Raw genomic sequence first — 15030 nt, 5'->3', positions numbered from 1 at the left:
ACGTTTTATCCAAGGAATCACCATGGCAGAGAACCTGAACCAAACCATCACCGGCGGCGCCAGCGAGCGCAAGCAGGACAAGATCATCGAACTGCGCCCGACCCTGTTCATCGGCATCGGCGGCACGGGCATGCAGGTGCTGATGCGCGTGCGCCGGCGCGTCCTCAACACCCTGTGGGGCGGCGCGGGCAACCGCACGCGCATCGAAGGATTGGCCGACTTTCCCATCGCGCAATTCATCCATTTCGACCTCGACAATGGCGCCGTGATCGAAAGCGGCGAGTCGCAGGCGAAGGACTTGCAGTTTGACCAGGTGAAGTTCACGGACGATGACAAGGTGGTCGAATCGTTCGACATGGACAAGTACAGCCGTGATGAAGATTCCCTGGAAAAATATCCGCACATCAAGGAATGGCTGCCGCTGACGCCGCAGCGCATCCGCGAACTGCGTTTCGACATGAGCAGCGGCGCCGGCCAGATCCGTGCCGTGTCTCGCCTGTATTTCTTCGACAAGTACGCGAAGATCCGCGACAAGATCCGCTTGAAGTTGAAAGCGCTGAAGGCGGGCCTGTCGCACGAGCGCCAGCTGGCCGAGCTGGGCTTGCGCATGGAGACGAACCGTTTTCGTATCGTCATCGTCGGTTCCGTGGCGGGCGGCACGGGTTCCGGTTCCTTCCTCGACATGGGCTTGCTGGCGCGCTGGCTGGCGCGCAGCGAAGTGGGCGCGGCCGACGTGGAGCTGATGCTGTTCTTGCCGACCGGCTACACCAAGGCCAACAAGGACCGGGTCGAGGCCAATGGCTATGCCGCGCTGATGGAACTGGAATCGGCCATGATGGGCAACAAGGGCTACGTGGGCCGCTGGGATGCGTACGACCGCCCGGAACTGACGCGTGAGCCGTACAGCGAGGTCTACCTGATCGACTCGGGCAATCTGGCCCAGCAGCACACCAAGGATGTCAGCGACGTCTACCACATGGTGGCCGATTCGCTGTTCGAGGATTTCGCCTCGGCCGACTTCGCGCGCGCCAAGCGTTCGATCGCCGTCAACCAGGCGCAGCACAAGAACTCGCTGTACAACGCGCCCGTGCCGCAAGACCGTTTCGGCGACATGCGGCTGTATTTCTCGAAGCGCTTTTCCTCGTTCGGCATGGCCGTGCTCGACACGCGCCAGGAAGCGGCGCGCGACGAGCGGGCCCACCGCTGGGCCGGCGCCATGCTGCAGGCGTTCTTTGGCGTGGGCGGCACGGATGCGGGCGCCAACCGCGCCACGGATACACAGCGCGATAACTTCCTCGCTGCCAATATGTTCCTGAAGGGCACGCCCTTCAGCGATTTCCCCGAGTTTTCCGACAAGAGCATCGAACTGAAGCGCTCGAGCGGCGACTTCATCGATTTCCGCGTCGTCGACGAATTGCTGGAAGACCGCCACGGCCACTTGCTGGCCGGTGTGGAAAACAGGGTCAATACGCGCATCAACGATATCCGCACGGGCTTTGACCGCAGCGAATGGCCGGCGCAGGTGCGCGACGCCATGAAGCACCTGGAACGCGACGCCGTGCGGGACCAGGATTCCACGGCCGACACGACGGAAGACCGCATCAGCAAGCGCCGCCGCGAAGTGCTGGAAGACGTCAAGAAAGTCGTGCGCGACCAGCTGTATGGCTACCTGGACAACAAGGAATTCGGCGGCCTCGAATACGTGCTGTCCTTGGTGGAACAGATCAAGGACCGCATCGAGGCGCCGGGCAGCGGACTGACGGCGCAGATCGGCAACAATGCCGAGCGCTACCGCGAAATCAAGGAAGCCGTGCGTTCGCGCGAATACGAGCGCCTGCTGAACAACCTGGAGCAGACGCGCAGCACCTTCGGATTCCTCAGCAACGGCGAAAAGCAGGCGGGCGTGGTGATGGACCATTTGCGCACGGAAATGGCGAATGCGCTGAAATTCCATCTGCGCGCCAAGGCGGCGGACGAGTCCGTCGTCCTGCTGGGCGAACTGTCGCGCTGGCTGGGCAATCGGGTCGGCGTCGACGCGCAAGGCCGCGCGCAGTGGAATGGCTTGGTGGGCGAGCTGCAGACAGGCCGCGAAGGCGTGCTGGCCATGCTGGCGGAACTCAAAACGGCGAATACGATTTTGCAGAAGGACCTGGACAAGGAACACGCGACCCTGATCGTCATTCCCGTCACAGAAAAAGACATCGCGTTGCCATCGGCGGCCACCTTGCGCCAGTGGGCCGATGAAGCGTTCAAGGACATGGGCGGTTCGAAAGCGCTGTTCCCCATGCTGGGCGAACCTGCGCAACGGGGCTTGATCCTGGCCAAAGTCACGCGCATGGCGGAAAACATGATTGCCACGACCAGCCTGGTGGAAGGCGCGACAAGCACGCCCGACCCCCTGTTCGAAGCGCTCGAGCAGATGGACGTGTCGGAACGCCTGGACCGCTTCCGCAAGCTGCTGGCCTGTTCGATGCCGTGGATCGATGCCAATATGGCGGGCGACTTCACGGTCGTGTCGGACCAGTTCAAGTGCGTGATCGGCGTGGCCAACGCGGCCGCCTTCAAGGCCAAGTTCGGCGCCGAGCTCGAATCGTGCATGCCGACCCAGGTGGGCATCACGGTGAGCCAGCTGGAAATCGTCGAAACGGGCATCCGCGGGCGTGCCGTCTGTTATTGCGAACTGGCCGGCGTGCCGATGACGGTGCTGCGCGGCCTGGAAGGCTGGCGCACCAGTTACCGCAAGGAAGGCGACAACGACAAGGCGCCGACCCACACGCACATCGATCCGACGCAATTCACGCACCCGATCGCGCCGAACACGGACGAGATGAAGCGCCTGGCGGAAGACTTCGGCGAATTCCTGCAAGCGATCATGCTGGGCGTGCTGACGCGCCACACGGGCCGCGTCGTGCCGCCGGGCCAGTACCAGTTTGCCGTCGAGCCGGGCGACTTGCGCCGCATCGGCAATGAACGGGCCATCCGCCAGAACGGCATGCCCGCCTCGTACGAGAAAAATATCGCCCTGCGCATCGAAGAAAAATTGACGGCGCTTGATGCCGTGCAGACGGCCGCCATGGCGGCGCTGGCAAAATACTATGAACGCACCGTGTATGCGCCCAAGCTGGTGGCGCAGGCCGATGGTTCGCAACTGCCCTACGTCGGTTTTGGCAGCGCCATTTCCGCCGAACTGGGCGCGCGCCTGCGCGAGTCGGCGCGCCGCAAGGGCATGGCCACCGATGAGCTCGACCGCACGGTGCAAACCCTGCTGGGCCGCCTGAAGGAATGGGCGAACGTCATCGGCGACTCTGACAGCGATGCTTATGACTGGGAAGTGCGCGAGCCGGAAGCGGACGGCCAGCCCCGTTTGAAATATGCGATCAAGGCGGAAATGCTGGAAGCGGGGCGCCTGGAACAATTGCTGCGCCCGGCCGGCGCGGCCGCTGCCCCGGCGGCAGCCGTGTTCGGCATGGCGCCACCACCGCTGGGCGGCATGCCGCCGCCGCTGGTGGAATACCAGTATTTCCTGGGTATTAATGGCCAGCAGCAGGGACCGTTCACGGCCCAGCAGATCGTGCAGTACGTGCAGGCGGGGCAGGTCGCTCCAGGCACCACCAAGGTGTGGCGCGCGGGCTTGCCGGCCTGGGCCGACCTGGCCCAGTTCCCCGAACTGGCGCCCTTGTTCCTCAGCGCGCCGCCACCGTTGATGCCGCCGCCATTGTGAACGCTGGAATGACGTTGGAGTGAAGGATTAGTTTTGGATATCTGTAACAAATGCAAGACGGGTCTGTGGACCGTTGTCAGCCATTGCCCGTACTGCGGTCACGCGGTGGCGGGCGCGGCCAAGCCAGCCGCGGCCGTGCCGCCGCCGCCGCTGCCTGTGCCTGCGCCGGTGCCGCCGCCAGTAGCGCCCAAGCCGCCGCCTGTGCCGGTGGCGCCTGCGCCCGCACCGAAAGCGCCACCGAAACCGGCTGTCGTGCCACCGCCAGCGCCGCCGAAGCCGGCCCAGCCGCAAGCCGTGCCCAAGCCCGCGCCCGTGCCGCCATCGGTGCCACCCGTGTCGTCACCGCCGCGCAAGTGGCTGCGCTGGCTGGGCGGCATCGCCGTGCTGGCGGCCGTGATCGTCTACATGAATGGCAAGCCGGGCGGCAAGAATGAATCGGCCTGCAACGACGCCATCGATAGCGGCCTCAAGTTGGTAGCGAATGGCAGCCTGGACGGCGCCCGCCAGAAGCTGGCGACGGCGAAGAATGTGTGTACGGGCAAGTCCAGTGCCAAGGCCGACGATTTGCAGGCGGCCATCGGCAAGGCCGGTGCCGCATCCAGCGGTTGCCAGCGCAGCGTGCGCGCCATCGAGCGCGCGATCGATGGCCATCAATTGCAAAGCGCCGCCAAGGGCATTGCCGGGCTCGACATCGATTGCGCAGGCGCATCGAGCGTCGATTCCTTGCGCAAGCAGCTGGCGCGCCAGCAGGCGGCAGCCGCGTCCGTGCTGGTGGGCGTGCGCCAGGCGTTCGATGGCAAGGATGCGGTGGCGGCACGCAATGGCATCGCCAGGCTGGAAGCGATCGACCGCGAAGCGGTGGAATTGTCTCAGCTGAAGGCTGACGTGCAGGCGCTGTCGGCAACTGCGGCGCCCGCGCCTGCGCCCGTTTCAACCCCGGCTGCTGTGCCGGCGCCCGTGCCGGCGCCGGCACAGCAGGAACCGGCGCCCGCGCGCGCGGTCGAACGTTCAGCGGTGGCCGAACGCCGTCCGCTGGAAACGTCGCCCGTCGATAGCGGCGCGGCCATGCGCAACGAGATGGCGCAATCGTTCCTGCGCGATGCCGAGCGTTCTTTGCTGGAAGGCAAGTTCGATGCGGCCAAGACGTATCTGGAAAGCGCGCGCCGCGTCGATCCGGGCAATGCGCGCATCGACAATCTGTCGCGCCGCATCCGCGAGCGCGAACGGCAAGTGCTGCAGACGGAAACAACGATCAATTAGCAATCTGGGAGTCACCATGCTGAACCACACCACCTTGCGCACGGCCGCTGCGCTGACCATCGCGGCCATGCTGGCCGGCTGCGCCACAGCGCCGATGAACCCGAACGGCGTGCGCCAGGACAGTTCCTATCCGCAAGGTGGCGCCCAGGCGGCCACGGATGAAGACCCGTGCAGCGTGGGCACGTCGGCTGCTGCCGGCGCGGCCGTAGGGGCATTGCTGGGCGCGCTGGCGGGCGGCAAGAATGGCGCGCTGAAGGGGGCCGCCATCGGCGGCGGCCTGGCGGCGGCCGGTTGCCTGGCCATCAATGTCAATTCGCGCCAGACCAAGACGGCGGCGCAGGCGGACCGCGACTATATCCGCACGCGCGGCGCGCTGCCGCGCGAGCCGCAAGTGGTGTCGTACACGCCGCAGCTGAGCGCCTCGACCGTCAAGCGCGGCCAGCCGTTCAAGGTCAATTCGGTGGTGGAGCTGGTCAATGGCAGCGCGCAAAGCATCAACGACGTGCGCGAAGAGCTGGTCGTGCTCGACCCGCAAGGCCAGCCGTTCAAGTCCGGCTCGAAAGCCCTGGCCAGCAACAACAAGTCGGGCGGGCGCTTTGAAAACTCGTTCCAGCTGACCTTTCCAGAAGGCGTATCGCAAGGCGTGTATGGCGTCAAGACGAATCTGTACGTGAACGGCAAGCTGGCCGCCACGCGCGACTTGCGTACGCAGCTGGTGATGCTGGATGTGGATACGCGCGTTGACGCGCATCTGGCGCTGCGCTGATCGCCGTATGCAAACGGGTAGGTCGGATTAGCGGGGTAAAGCCCCGCGTAATCCGACAACACCACTAACGCCAACAATGTTGTCGGATTACGGCCCCTTGGGCCTAATCCGACCTACGCGCCGCCCTGGTAGCCATGCTGGCGCCACGCTTCATACACGACGACGGCCACCGTATTCGATAAATTCAAACTGCGGTTGTCCGGGCGCATCGGCAGGCGGATGCGTTGCTCCGCTGGAAAACCGTCGCGCAGGGCCGGGTCCAGGCCTTTCGTTTCCGAACCGAACACGAACACGTCGCCCGGCAGGAAGGCCACGTCGCCGAACGGGCGCGAGCCGCGCGTCGTCATGGCGAACATGCGGGATGGGTCGGGTTGGGTGTCGGCCAGGAACGCGTCCCAATTCTTGTGCACCTTCATGTTGGCGTAATCGTGGTAATCGAGGCCGGCGCGCTTCATCTTGGCATCGTCGAGCGGAAAGCCCAGCGGTTCGACCAGGTGCAGCTGCGCGCCCGTGTTCGCGCACAAGCGGATGACGTTACCCGTATTGGGCGGGATTTCAGGTTCTACCAAAACAACGTGAAACAAAATGCTCTCCTTATATAAGTGATGCTAGCGTGGCGGCGTGCGCGCCACCACCAATATGCTGACCCTGGCCGCGCCTTCGCTCTTGCAGGCGGCGGCCAGGGCGTTGACGGTATGGCCGCTGCTCATCACGTCGTCGACGATGCCGACATGACACCCTTGCAATAGCGGTGCGTGTTCGGGCGCGATGGCGAACGCGTGCGCCAGGTTGGCTTGCCGTTCCTGCGGCGCCACGCCGCTTTGCGCCCTGGTTTCGCGTACCCGCAGCGCCAGGCGGGGCTGTAAAGCTACGTCCAGCAGGCGCGCCAGCGGACGGGCAATTTCCAGCGCCTGGTTAAAACCCCGCTCGGCCAGCCGGGCCGGGCCAAGAGGCACTGGGCACAGCAGATGCGGCGCTTCCCACTCTGGTTGTTGCTGAATGGCAACGTGCAGCAGTTCTGCCAACAGGGGCGCCAGCGCCAGGCGCGCACCGAATTTCAGCTGCAGCAACAACTGGTCGACGGGCGCCGCATAATCGAACGCCGTGATCGTGGCGTCATACGCGGGCCGCTGGCGCAAACAGCGTCCGCACAGTGTTGCCACATCGTCGAGCGGATTGGCGCACTGGCGGCAGCGGTGGCGCAGTTGCCCCAGATACTGAGCGCGGCAGGGCGGGCACAGTACTTGCGGGCAGCCGATGCCGCACAGCGCGCACTGGGCCGGCAACACCGTGGCGCCCAGCCACTGGCGCAGCGCCTGCCACGCGGCATCAAGGCGGTGCCGGCTGGCGGTTCGCATCGCGATGGCGTCGTTCCATGTACACTGCCGACATTATCTCACCTCACCCGATTCAACATGCCAGTTCCCACCAGTCCGCCCAAAATGAGTGCGCCCATCGATGCGGTGCAAGTACGCGATTTCTTTTCCCGTCCGGCGCGCGTCGCGCCATCGGACTTCCTGCGCCGCGAAGTGTCGGCACGCATGCACGAGCGCCTGGAGCTGGTGAAAATCACGCCGCACCGTGTGCTTGACGCCGGCTGCGGTCCGGGTGCGGACCTGGCGCAGCTGCACAAGGATTATCCCGCCGCGCAGATTATCGGTCTCGATGCAGCGCAAGCGATGATGCAGGCGGCGCGCGCGCCCGCGTCGAAACTGGCCAGCCTGAACCAGTTCCTCAGCAAACTCTTGCCGGCCAAGGCTGGCGTGGATTTGCTGTGCGGCGACCTCGGCGACTTGCCGCTGGCGCAGGGCAGCATCGACCTCGTGTGGTCCAACCTGGCGCTGCACTGGCATGCCCAGCCCGACCGCGTGTTTGCCGAATGGCGGCGCGCGCTGCGCCTCGATGGCTTGCTGATGTTTTCCTGTTTCGGTCCCGACACCTTCCGCGAAGTGCGCGACGCTTTTGCCGAGGCGGACTTGTATCCGCACGCCTTGCCCTTTGTCGACATGCACGACTTTGGCGACATGCTCGTCGAGACGGGTTTTTCCACGCCCGTGCTGGATATGGAGATCATCACGGTGACCTACGACACGGCGGAAAAACTGCTGGCGGACGTGCGTGCTTTTGGCGGTAACCCGCTGACCACGCGCCGGCGCGGCCTGATGGGCAAGACGGCCTGGCAGCGCATGCTGGCCGCGCTGGAAAAAACACGCCGCCCCGACGGCAAGCTGGGCCTGAGTTTCGAGGTGATCTATGGCCACGCCTTCCGTCCCGCACCGCGCGTGACGCGCAACGGGGAAGCCATCATTCGATTCGACTTGCCGCGCAAACCCAAATAAAAGCGTAAAGAAACCGACACTTGGTCGGCATCCGCGCGTTAATGTTGCAGCAAGCGTTGCAAAGCGCGCGGCGGCCGGGAGAAGGGCGCGCACAAAGCCGATTATTGCTTGATGGATTCAAGTTTACTTGATTATAATCGTTGATTGTTTGTCAGCTTGTTAAGTAGAAAAAACAAGGGCTGCATACAAAATAAAAAAAACAAAGCGAGACGAATTCGAAGTTACTGCATTAGTATAGTAACCATCTTCCACACGAGGCCATTTCGATGTGGGGAAGAAAAACAGGGTTCCAGCATGGTTGCGCGCCGCCGTTTTTGCTGCGGCAGCCAGCATGGAATTCGCTGGTGCTTGACGCACATGGCCGCATTCTGGCCGTGTTGCTTTCATGGAGGAGCGGCAGCGGTCCAGTACGGAGAAGTCCGCAGCCGTTTAAAATATCATTATTTTTTGGGTGGTTGGGGAAAACATGACACATGCAAAGCGACTTCAATCGTTGCTGCTCGGGCTGTCTTTGACAGCGTTTGGCATCGGGCGATGGGCCACGGCGGCACCGGCTGCCGGCACCTATCCCGGCACCGGCGGTCCCGTGCCGTTCGAAATGAATCTGCAACCGCCGGCGACACAGATCGCCCATGAAATCTACGATTTGCACACCCTGATGATGATCATCTGCCTGGTGATCTTCGTGGCCGTGTTCGGCGTCATGTTTTATTCCATCTTCAAGCACCGCAAGTCCCTGGGCCACAAACCGGCCACTTTCCACGAAAGCACCACCGTCGAGATCGCCTGGACCGTCGTGCCTTTCCTGATCGTCATCGGCATGGCCCTGCCTGCCACGCGCACCGTCGTCGGCATGAAGGATACGTCGAACGCCGACATCACCATCAAGGCCACTGGCATGCAGTGGAAATGGGGCTATGACTACCTGAAAGGCGAGGGCGAAGGCATTTCCTTCCTCTCCAACCTGGCCACGCCGCGCTCGCAAGTGGGTGCGCCAGGCGCGCCGCCGACGGAAAAACGCGGTGAAAACTACCTGATCGAAGTCGATAACGAAGTCGTCGTGCCGGTCAACAAGAAAATCCGCGTGGTGCTGACGGCCAACGACGTCATTCACGCCTGGTCCGTGCCAGCCTTTGGCGTCAAGCAGGATGCGATTCCCGGTTTCGTGCGCGACACCTGGTTCAAGTCTGACCATATCGGCACCTTCCGCGGCAATTGCGCCGAGCTGTGCGGCAAGGAACACGCGTTCATGCCCATCGTCGTCAAGGTCGTATCAGCCGATGACTACAAGGCCTGGGTTGATGTAAAACAAAAGGAAATGGCGGCATTGGCTGATGATCCTAGCAAGGTGTGGACCATCGACGAATTGAAAGTCAAGGGCGAGAAAGTGTATGCGGCCAACTGCGTGGTCTGCCACCAGGCGACAGGCAAGGGCGTGCCCGGTGCGTTTGCGCCGCTGGACGGCTCGGCGGTGGTGAACGGTCCGAAAGCGGATCAGATCCACGTCTTGCTGAACGGGCAAAAGAGCGGCAAGTATCCCGCTGAAATGCCAGCCTGGAAACAGCTGTCCGACACGGAAATTGCCGCAGTGATCACTTACACGCGCAATACCTGGTCGAACAAGGCCGCAGAGAACATCGTTCAACCAGCCGAAATCGTGGCTGCACGCAAGTAATTAGGAGCCGCATATGAGTACTAGCACGAGCACCTTGGACCACGCCGGTCACGATCACGACCATGCCCACGACCACCCCACCGGCTACCGCCGCTGGCTGTTTGCCACCAACCACAAGGATATCGGTACCCTGTACCTGTGGTTCTCGTTCATCATGCTGCTGTCGGGCGGCGTGCTGGCCCTGATGATCCGTACGGAACTGTTTCACCCAGGCCTGCAATTCTTCCACCCTGAATTTTTTAATCAACTGACCACCATGCACGGCCTGGTGATGGTGTTTGGCGCCATCATGCCGGCCTTCGTCGGCTACGCCAACTGGATGATCCCGCTGCAAGTGGGCGCGTCCGACATGGCGTTTGCCCGCATGAACAACTTCTCGTTCTGGCTGCTGCCGCCGGCCGCGCTGCTGCTGGCCACGTCCTTCCTCGTGCCGGGCGGCGCCACGGCTGCCGGCTGGACCCTGTATGCGCCGCTGTCGACGCAGATGGGCCCTGGCATGGACATGGCCATTTTCGCCATGCACCTGATGGGCGCCTCGTCCATCATGGGTTCGATCAACATCATCGTTACCATCCTGAACATGCGCGCACCGGGCATGACCCTGATGAAAATGCCGATGTTCTGCTGGACCTGGCTCATTACCGCGTATCTGCTGATCGCCGTGATGCCCGTGCTGGCCGGCGCCATTACCATGACGCTGACGGACCGCCATTTCGGCACCTCGTTCTTTAACGCGGCAGGCGGCGGCGACCCCGTCATGTACCAGCACATCTTCTGGTTCTTCGGCCACCCCGAGGTCTACATCATGATTCTGCCGGCCTTCGGCATCGTCTCGCAGATCCTGCCGGCGTTTGCCCGCAAACCGCTGTTCGGCTACGCCTCGATGGTCTACGCTACCGCTTCCATCGCGATTCTGTCCTTCATCGTCTGGGCGCATCACATGTTTACCACCGGCATGCCGGTGACGAGCCAGCTGTTCTTCATGTACGCGACCATGCTGATCGCCGTGCCGACGGGCGTGAAAGTGTTCAACTGGATCGCCACGATGTGGAAGGGTTCCATGACGTTCGAGACGCCGATGCTGTTCTCGGTCGGCTTCATCTTCGTGTTTACCATGGGCGGCTTCACGGGCCTGATCCTGGCCGTCACGCCGATCGACATCCAGTTGCAGGATACCTATTATGTGGTGGCGCATTTCCACTACGTGCTGGTGGCCGGTTCGCTGTTTGCCCTGTTCGCCGGTTTCTACTACTGGTCGCCGAAATGGACGGGCCATATGTACAACGAGACGCGCGGCAAGATCCACTTCTGGCTGTCCCTGATCACGTTCAACGTGACCTTCTTCCCGATGCACTTCCTGGGCCTGGCCGGCATGCCGCGCCGCTACGCCGACTATCCGGCGCAGTTCACGGACTTCAACATGATCGCTTCGATCGGCGGCTTCGGTTTTGGCCTAATGCAGGTGTACTTCCTGTTCTTCGTGGTCTTGCCGACCATCCGCGGCGGCAAGGCTGCGCCAGCGAAACCATGGGAAGGCGCGGAAGGCCTGGAGTGGACCGTGCCGAGCCCGGCGCCTTTCCACACGTTTGAAACGCCGCCGACCGTGAAATAAGGTATCCCGGGCCGGCGTGTTGCGCGGCCCGTCTTGAATAAAGTGCCTGTCATGACCGAAGTGAAAACTGAGCGTAAAAAACCGAACAACCTGCGTACCGGACTGATACTGGGGGGCCTGGCGGCCTTCTTCTTCCTGTCCGTGTTCGTCAAGCGCATGTGGCTCTGACGTGACGACGCCCCATCAACAGGAAACACGCGGCCTGAACCGCAAGATGCTGGGCAAGCTGCTTGTCATTGCCGTGCTGATGTTCGGTTTTGGCTATGCCCTGATTCCCGTCTACAAGCAGATTTGCGAAGTGATGGGCATCAACGTGCTGACGCAAAAAGATGGCACGGTGGCTTACGACAACAATACGCAGGTCGACACGACGCGCAGCATCACCGTCGAGTTCGACGGCAATGCGCAGGGGCCATGGCGCTTCCGCCCGACCGTGTCGAGCATGCAGGTGCATCCGGGCGAACTGGTGACCGTCATGTATGAAGTGGTCAACACGCAAAACCGCGTCGTCAACGCGCAAGCGATCCCCAGCTACGCGCCGCAGAGCGCCACGCCGCATTTCAAGAAGGTCGAGTGCTTCTGCTTCAAGCAGCAGACCTTGAAGGCCAAGGAAGCGCGGCAGATGCCGGTGGTGTTCTTCCTCGACCCGGCCCTGCCGAAAGAGGTCAAGACCATCACGCTGTCGTACACGTTTTTCGAGATTGCCGGTCTGAGCCAGGCTCAGACGCCGGCCGTCCAATAGGAGAGTGGCATGGGCGAATCCAAGCAGCCTGAAAAAGCGTCGTTCCTGTATTCGCTGCGGGCCGTCGTGTGGTCGTTCACGGGACTGCGCCGCAAGAGCGATTTCGACACGGATTCGGCCAAGCTCAATCCCGTGCACATTGTCATCGCCGGCTTCCTGGTGGTGGCTTGCCTGATCGGCATCCTGATTTCAATTGTTAAATTCGTCGTTTTATAAATTATAAAAAACCACCCTATAAGTTTTTGAGGAGATGATGATGAGTTCCAACCACGCCGCCGTACCTTATTATTTCGTGCCCGGCCCGTCGCGCTGGCCCATGCTGGGCGGCGCCAGCCTGCTGCTGACCATGATCGGCGCCTCGGCCTGGGTCAACGACGTCTCCTGGGGGCCGTACGTCAATTACTTGGGCCTGGCCGGCATCCTGCTGGTGCTGTATTTCTGGTTCGGCGACGCCATCAGCGAATCGGAGCAGGGCCTGTACAGCGAGCGCATCGACCACTCGTTCCGCTGGAGCATGAGCTGGTTCATCTTTTCCGAAGTCATGTTCTTCGCCGCCTTCTTTGGCGCCCTGTTCTATGCGCGCAGCATCTCGATGCCATGGCTGGCCGACCTCGACCACAAGGTGATCTGGCCCGATTTCGCCGCTCAATGGGGCAATACGGGCCCGGCCGGCACGGTGCAGGAATTCACCACCATGACGCCGTTCTGGATTCCGACCATCAATACGGCCTTGCTGCTGCTGTCGGGCGTCACCCTGACCATCTCGCACCACGCGCTGCGCGCCGGCCACCGCGGCATGACGGCCCTGTTCCTGTTCGCCACGATCTTGCTGGGCGCCATCTTCATGGGCTTCCAGGTCTACGAATACATGCATGCCTACAGCGAACTGAACTTGAAATTGACGTCCGGCATCTACGGCGCCACCTTCTTCATGCTGACGGGCTTCCACGGCTTCCACGTGACCCTGGGCGCCATCATGCTGTCCGTCATCCTGTACCGCGTGCTGAAAGGCCACTTCACGCCGGAACACCACTTCGGTTTCGAAGGCGCCGCCTGGTACTGGCACTTTGTCGACGTCGTCTGGCTGGGCCTGTACGTGGTCGTGTATTGGTTATAATGGCGGGGCAGGGCACGCGTCGTTGATGCGTGCGCCGGCACCATAAAAAAAGCCGTACCGGGACATCCTGGGTACGGCTTTTTTCTTAGTTTAAGAATTTTGCTAACCAAGCAACGTCGTTAGCACCGGGGTCAGACCCTGCGGGATCGGAATCCGCCCCATTGAGGCGCATTCCCCCGCGGGTCTGACCCCAGCATTTAATGTATCCCCGTCGGCTGTATATAGCCGAGCTTGTGCGCCAGCAGGATCAGCAGGAACAGAGTGATCGACAAGCCCACGCGCAGGGCCAGCGCCTGCACGGTGCGGTTGCTCTTGCCCTTGTCGCGCATGAGGAAGAACAGGGCCGAGCCCAGGCTGCCCAGGATCAGGATGAAGGCGATGGCAACGAGGATTTTCATGGATGGTAGCGCCAAGCTTGAGGAGGTTTCATTGTAATGCGTATCCGCTTCCATTTTAGATGGATTCCATTTGTTGTAATGCTGCTACTGGTGGCCCTGGGCGTGTCGCTGGCGCAATGGCAGCAGCGCCGTGGCGACGAGAAAGTCGCGCGCGCCGCCAGACTCGCCGCAGGCAACCAGGCCGCGCCCCTGGCATTGACGGCCGCCCCCATGTTGCCGAGCGACGCGCAAGCGATCGAATATCGCAGGATCACCGTCACGGGCCATTTCGTGCCCGCCTGGACGGTGTACCTGGACAACCGCCCCTACAAGGGCCAGGCCGGTTTTCACGTGCTCACGCCATTCCGGATCGACGGTTCAGCCATGCACGTTCTCGTGGCGCAGGGCTGGCTGCCGCGCAACAATGCCGAGCGCACGCGCATTCCCGACTACACGACACCGGCCGGTACGGTGACGATTTCCGGCATCGCGCGCCTGAACGCGGGCCATGTGATGGAATTGGGCACGGCGCCGGCCCTGGCGCCGCACGCCATCGTGCAAAATGCCGATATCGGCAAGCTGGCCCAGGCCAGTGGCCTGGCCTTGCAGCCGTTCATCGTTGAACAAACAGTCGACGGAATAACAGCGCCAGCGTCCAGCCAGCTTCCCGTGCGCGACTGGCCGGCGCCCGACCTGGGCGCCGACAAGCACCGCGGCTATGCATTCCAGTGGTACGCACTGGCACTGATGGCTTTTCTATTTTTTGTCTTTACAGGATTTCGACGTGCAAACAAACAACCCTGAAGCAACGCAAGACAGCAGCAATAAACAGGCACAAAATACGGGACGGTGGAAACTGCTGGCCGTCGTGGCCGTGTGCGCGTTTCCCATCATCGCCTCGTATTTCACGTATTACATCATCAAGCCCACGGGCCGCAACAATTACGGCGCCCTGATCGACCCGCGTTTGTACCCGATACCCGAGGTGCAACTGCAGGTGACGGAACTGGACGGCAAGGCGTCGCCGCTGGCGCAATTCAAGGGCAAGTGGGTGCTGCTGCAGACAGGGCCGTCCGATTGCCAGGAAGCATGCAAGAAGCAATTGTTTGACATGCAACAACTTCGCCTTATGCAGGGCAAGGAACGCGAACGCCTGGAACGGGTCTGGCTGGTGACGGATGCCCAGCCGCTCGACACGCTCGTGATGCGCGAATTCGACGGCACCAGCATGCTGCGCGTCAATAGCGACGCCCTGAAAGCGTGGCTGCCCGTGGAGCCGGGCGGCAAGACCAGCGACCATTTCTACCTGATCGATCCGCTGGGCAATCTGATGATGCGCTTCCCGAAAGACGCGGACCCGAACAAGATCAAGAAAGACATCGCCAAGCTGCTCAAAGCTTCGGCGATCGGTTGAGGGGTCT

The 15030-nt window shown here is 62.2% G+C and carries 16 protein-coding genes; 12 read left to right on the top strand and 4 right to left on the bottom strand.

Features of this window, described 5'->3' with window-relative positions; genetic code table 11:
- The first annotated feature begins 22 nt into the window (after window positions 1-22).
- The 3 genes from AC54AG_RS27640 to AC54AG_RS27630 are packed head-to-tail and all read left to right on the top strand — an operon-like array spanning window position 23 to window position 5747.
- The gene (locus AC54AG_RS27640; protein WP_496632519.1) at window positions 23-3721 is read left to right on the top strand and encodes a tubulin-like doman-containing protein; all 3699 of its coding nucleotides are present in this window, start codon (window positions 23-25) and stop codon (window positions 3719-3721) included.
- 33 nt (window positions 3722-3754) lie between these two features.
- Entirely contained in the window at window positions 3755-4981 is a 1227-nt protein-coding gene (locus AC54AG_RS27635; protein WP_496632517.1) for a hypothetical protein, read from the top strand.
- Window positions 4982-4997: 16 nt separating this feature from the next.
- Complete coding sequence (locus AC54AG_RS27630) at window positions 4998-5747, top strand: hypothetical protein (RefSeq protein WP_496632515.1); 750 nt, start codon at window positions 4998-5000, stop codon at window positions 5745-5747.
- A gap of 113 nt (window positions 5748-5860) precedes the next feature.
- Here AC54AG_RS27630 and trmL read toward each other — a convergent pair whose 3' ends face one another.
- On the bottom strand, window positions 5861-6331 hold the full coding sequence (gene trmL, locus AC54AG_RS27625) for a tRNA (uridine(34)/cytosine(34)/5-carboxymethylaminomethyluridine(34)-2'-O)-methyltransferase TrmL (RefSeq protein ID WP_092716941.1): 471 nt from the start codon (window positions 6329-6331) through the stop codon (window positions 5861-5863).
- A gap of 24 nt (window positions 6332-6355) precedes the next feature.
- Window positions 6356-7105 (bottom strand): ComF family protein, encoded by a 750-nt coding sequence (locus AC54AG_RS27620; protein WP_070305725.1) that lies wholly within the window; start codon window positions 7103-7105, stop codon window positions 6356-6358.
- Window positions 7106-7162: 57 nt separating this feature from the next.
- Here AC54AG_RS27620 and AC54AG_RS27615 point away from each other — a divergent pair, with 57 nt between their 5' ends.
- The gene (locus AC54AG_RS27615; protein WP_331778619.1) at window positions 7163-8086 is read left to right on the top strand and encodes a methyltransferase domain-containing protein; all 924 of its coding nucleotides are present in this window, start codon (window positions 7163-7165) and stop codon (window positions 8084-8086) included.
- Between the two features lie 159 nt (window positions 8087-8245).
- On the opposite strand, the gene AC54AG_RS27610 is transcribed toward AC54AG_RS27615, so the two are convergent.
- On the bottom strand, window positions 8246-8473 hold the full coding sequence (locus tag AC54AG_RS27610; protein WP_128141319.1) for a hypothetical protein: 228 nt from the start codon (window positions 8471-8473) through the stop codon (window positions 8246-8248).
- A gap of 79 nt (window positions 8474-8552) precedes the next feature.
- On the opposite strand from AC54AG_RS27610, the gene coxB reads away from it, so the two are divergent.
- From coxB to AC54AG_RS27580, 6 genes are read left to right on the top strand one after another with little or no spacing between them, the layout of a single operon-like run.
- Window positions 8553-9761 carry a cytochrome c oxidase subunit II gene (gene coxB / locus AC54AG_RS27605; RefSeq protein ID WP_034749012.1) on the top strand — a complete coding sequence of 403 codons (1209 nt, stop codon included), beginning with the start codon at window positions 8553-8555 and terminating at the stop codon, window positions 9759-9761.
- Between the two features lie 13 nt (window positions 9762-9774).
- A complete protein-coding gene (ctaD, locus tag AC54AG_RS27600) occupies window positions 9775-11373 on the top strand; it encodes a cytochrome c oxidase subunit I (protein ID WP_034749009.1) in 1599 nt (532 codons plus the stop codon).
- Between the two features lie 51 nt (window positions 11374-11424).
- Complete coding sequence (locus AC54AG_RS27595) at window positions 11425-11541, top strand: cytochrome oxidase small assembly protein (protein ID WP_217494662.1); 117 nt, start codon at window positions 11425-11427, stop codon at window positions 11539-11541.
- 1 nt (window position 11542) lies between these two features.
- Window positions 11543-12115: a cytochrome c oxidase assembly protein gene (locus tag AC54AG_RS27590; protein WP_083293044.1), complete on the top strand. Its 573-nt coding sequence runs from the start codon at window positions 11543-11545 to the stop codon at window positions 12113-12115.
- 9 nt (window positions 12116-12124) lie between these two features.
- On the top strand, window positions 12125-12331 hold the full coding sequence (locus tag AC54AG_RS27585) for a DUF2970 domain-containing protein (RefSeq protein ID WP_034749002.1): 207 nt from the start codon (window positions 12125-12127) through the stop codon (window positions 12329-12331).
- A 40-nt stretch (window positions 12332-12371) separates the two neighbouring features.
- Window positions 12372-13232 carry a cytochrome c oxidase subunit 3 gene (locus tag AC54AG_RS27580; protein ID WP_070305721.1) on the top strand — a complete coding sequence of 287 codons (861 nt, stop codon included), beginning with the start codon at window positions 12372-12374 and terminating at the stop codon, window positions 13230-13232.
- Between the two features lie 197 nt (window positions 13233-13429).
- On the opposite strand, the gene AC54AG_RS27575 is transcribed toward AC54AG_RS27580, so the two are convergent.
- The gene (locus tag AC54AG_RS27575; RefSeq protein ID WP_034748996.1) at window positions 13430-13630 is read right to left on the bottom strand and encodes a twin transmembrane helix small protein; all 201 of its coding nucleotides are present in this window, start codon (window positions 13628-13630) and stop codon (window positions 13430-13432) included.
- Between the two features lie 36 nt (window positions 13631-13666).
- Here AC54AG_RS27575 and AC54AG_RS27570 point away from each other — a divergent pair, with 36 nt between their 5' ends.
- The gene (locus AC54AG_RS27570; protein ID WP_496632509.1) at window positions 13667-14413 is read left to right on the top strand and encodes an SURF1 family protein; all 747 of its coding nucleotides are present in this window, start codon (window positions 13667-13669) and stop codon (window positions 14411-14413) included.
- Window positions 14394-15023 (top strand): SCO family protein, encoded by a 630-nt coding sequence (locus AC54AG_RS27565; protein WP_338680851.1) that lies wholly within the window; start codon window positions 14394-14396, stop codon window positions 15021-15023. Before AC54AG_RS27570 ends, AC54AG_RS27565 begins: the two co-directional genes overlap by 20 nt.
- The last annotated feature ends 7 nt before the right edge of the window (window positions 15024-15030 follow it).

The sequence above is a fragment of the Janthinobacterium sp. BCJ23 genome, from assembly GCF_059617945.1.
This window is presented reverse-complemented; position numbering and strand designations above follow the sequence as displayed.

Bases quoted from the DNA above. Each gene is read 5' to 3' on its own strand.
- AC54AG_RS27640 (WP_496632519.1), top strand. From the start codon at position 23: ATGGCAGAGAACCTGAACCAAACCATCACCGGCGGCGCCAGCGAGCGC.
- AC54AG_RS27630 (WP_496632515.1), top strand. From the start codon at position 4,998: ATGCTGAACCACACCACCTTGCGCACGGCCGCTGCGCTGACCATCGCG.
- AC54AG_RS27620 (WP_070305725.1), bottom strand. From the start codon at position 7,105: ATGCGAACCGCCAGCCGGCACCGCCTTGATGCCGCGTGGCAGGCGCTG.
- AC54AG_RS27615 (WP_331778619.1), top strand. From the start codon at position 7,163: ATGCCAGTTCCCACCAGTCCGCCCAAAATGAGTGCGCCCATCGATGCG.
- AC54AG_RS27610 (WP_128141319.1), bottom strand. From the start codon at position 8,473: ATGAAAGCAACACGGCCAGAATGCGGCCATGTGCGTCAAGCACCAGCG.
- coxB (WP_034749012.1), top strand. From the start codon at position 8,553: ATGACACATGCAAAGCGACTTCAATCGTTGCTGCTCGGGCTGTCTTTG.
- ctaD (WP_034749009.1), top strand. From the start codon at position 9,775: ATGAGTACTAGCACGAGCACCTTGGACCACGCCGGTCACGATCACGAC.
- AC54AG_RS27595 (WP_217494662.1), top strand. From the start codon at position 11,425: ATGACCGAAGTGAAAACTGAGCGTAAAAAACCGAACAACCTGCGTACC.
- AC54AG_RS27585 (WP_034749002.1), top strand. From the start codon at position 12,125: ATGGGCGAATCCAAGCAGCCTGAAAAAGCGTCGTTCCTGTATTCGCTG.
- AC54AG_RS27580 (WP_070305721.1), top strand. From the start codon at position 12,372: ATGAGTTCCAACCACGCCGCCGTACCTTATTATTTCGTGCCCGGCCCG.
- AC54AG_RS27575 (WP_034748996.1), bottom strand. From the start codon at position 13,630: ATGAAAATCCTCGTTGCCATCGCCTTCATCCTGATCCTGGGCAGCCTG.
- AC54AG_RS27570 (WP_496632509.1), top strand. From the start codon at position 13,667: ATGCGTATCCGCTTCCATTTTAGATGGATTCCATTTGTTGTAATGCTG.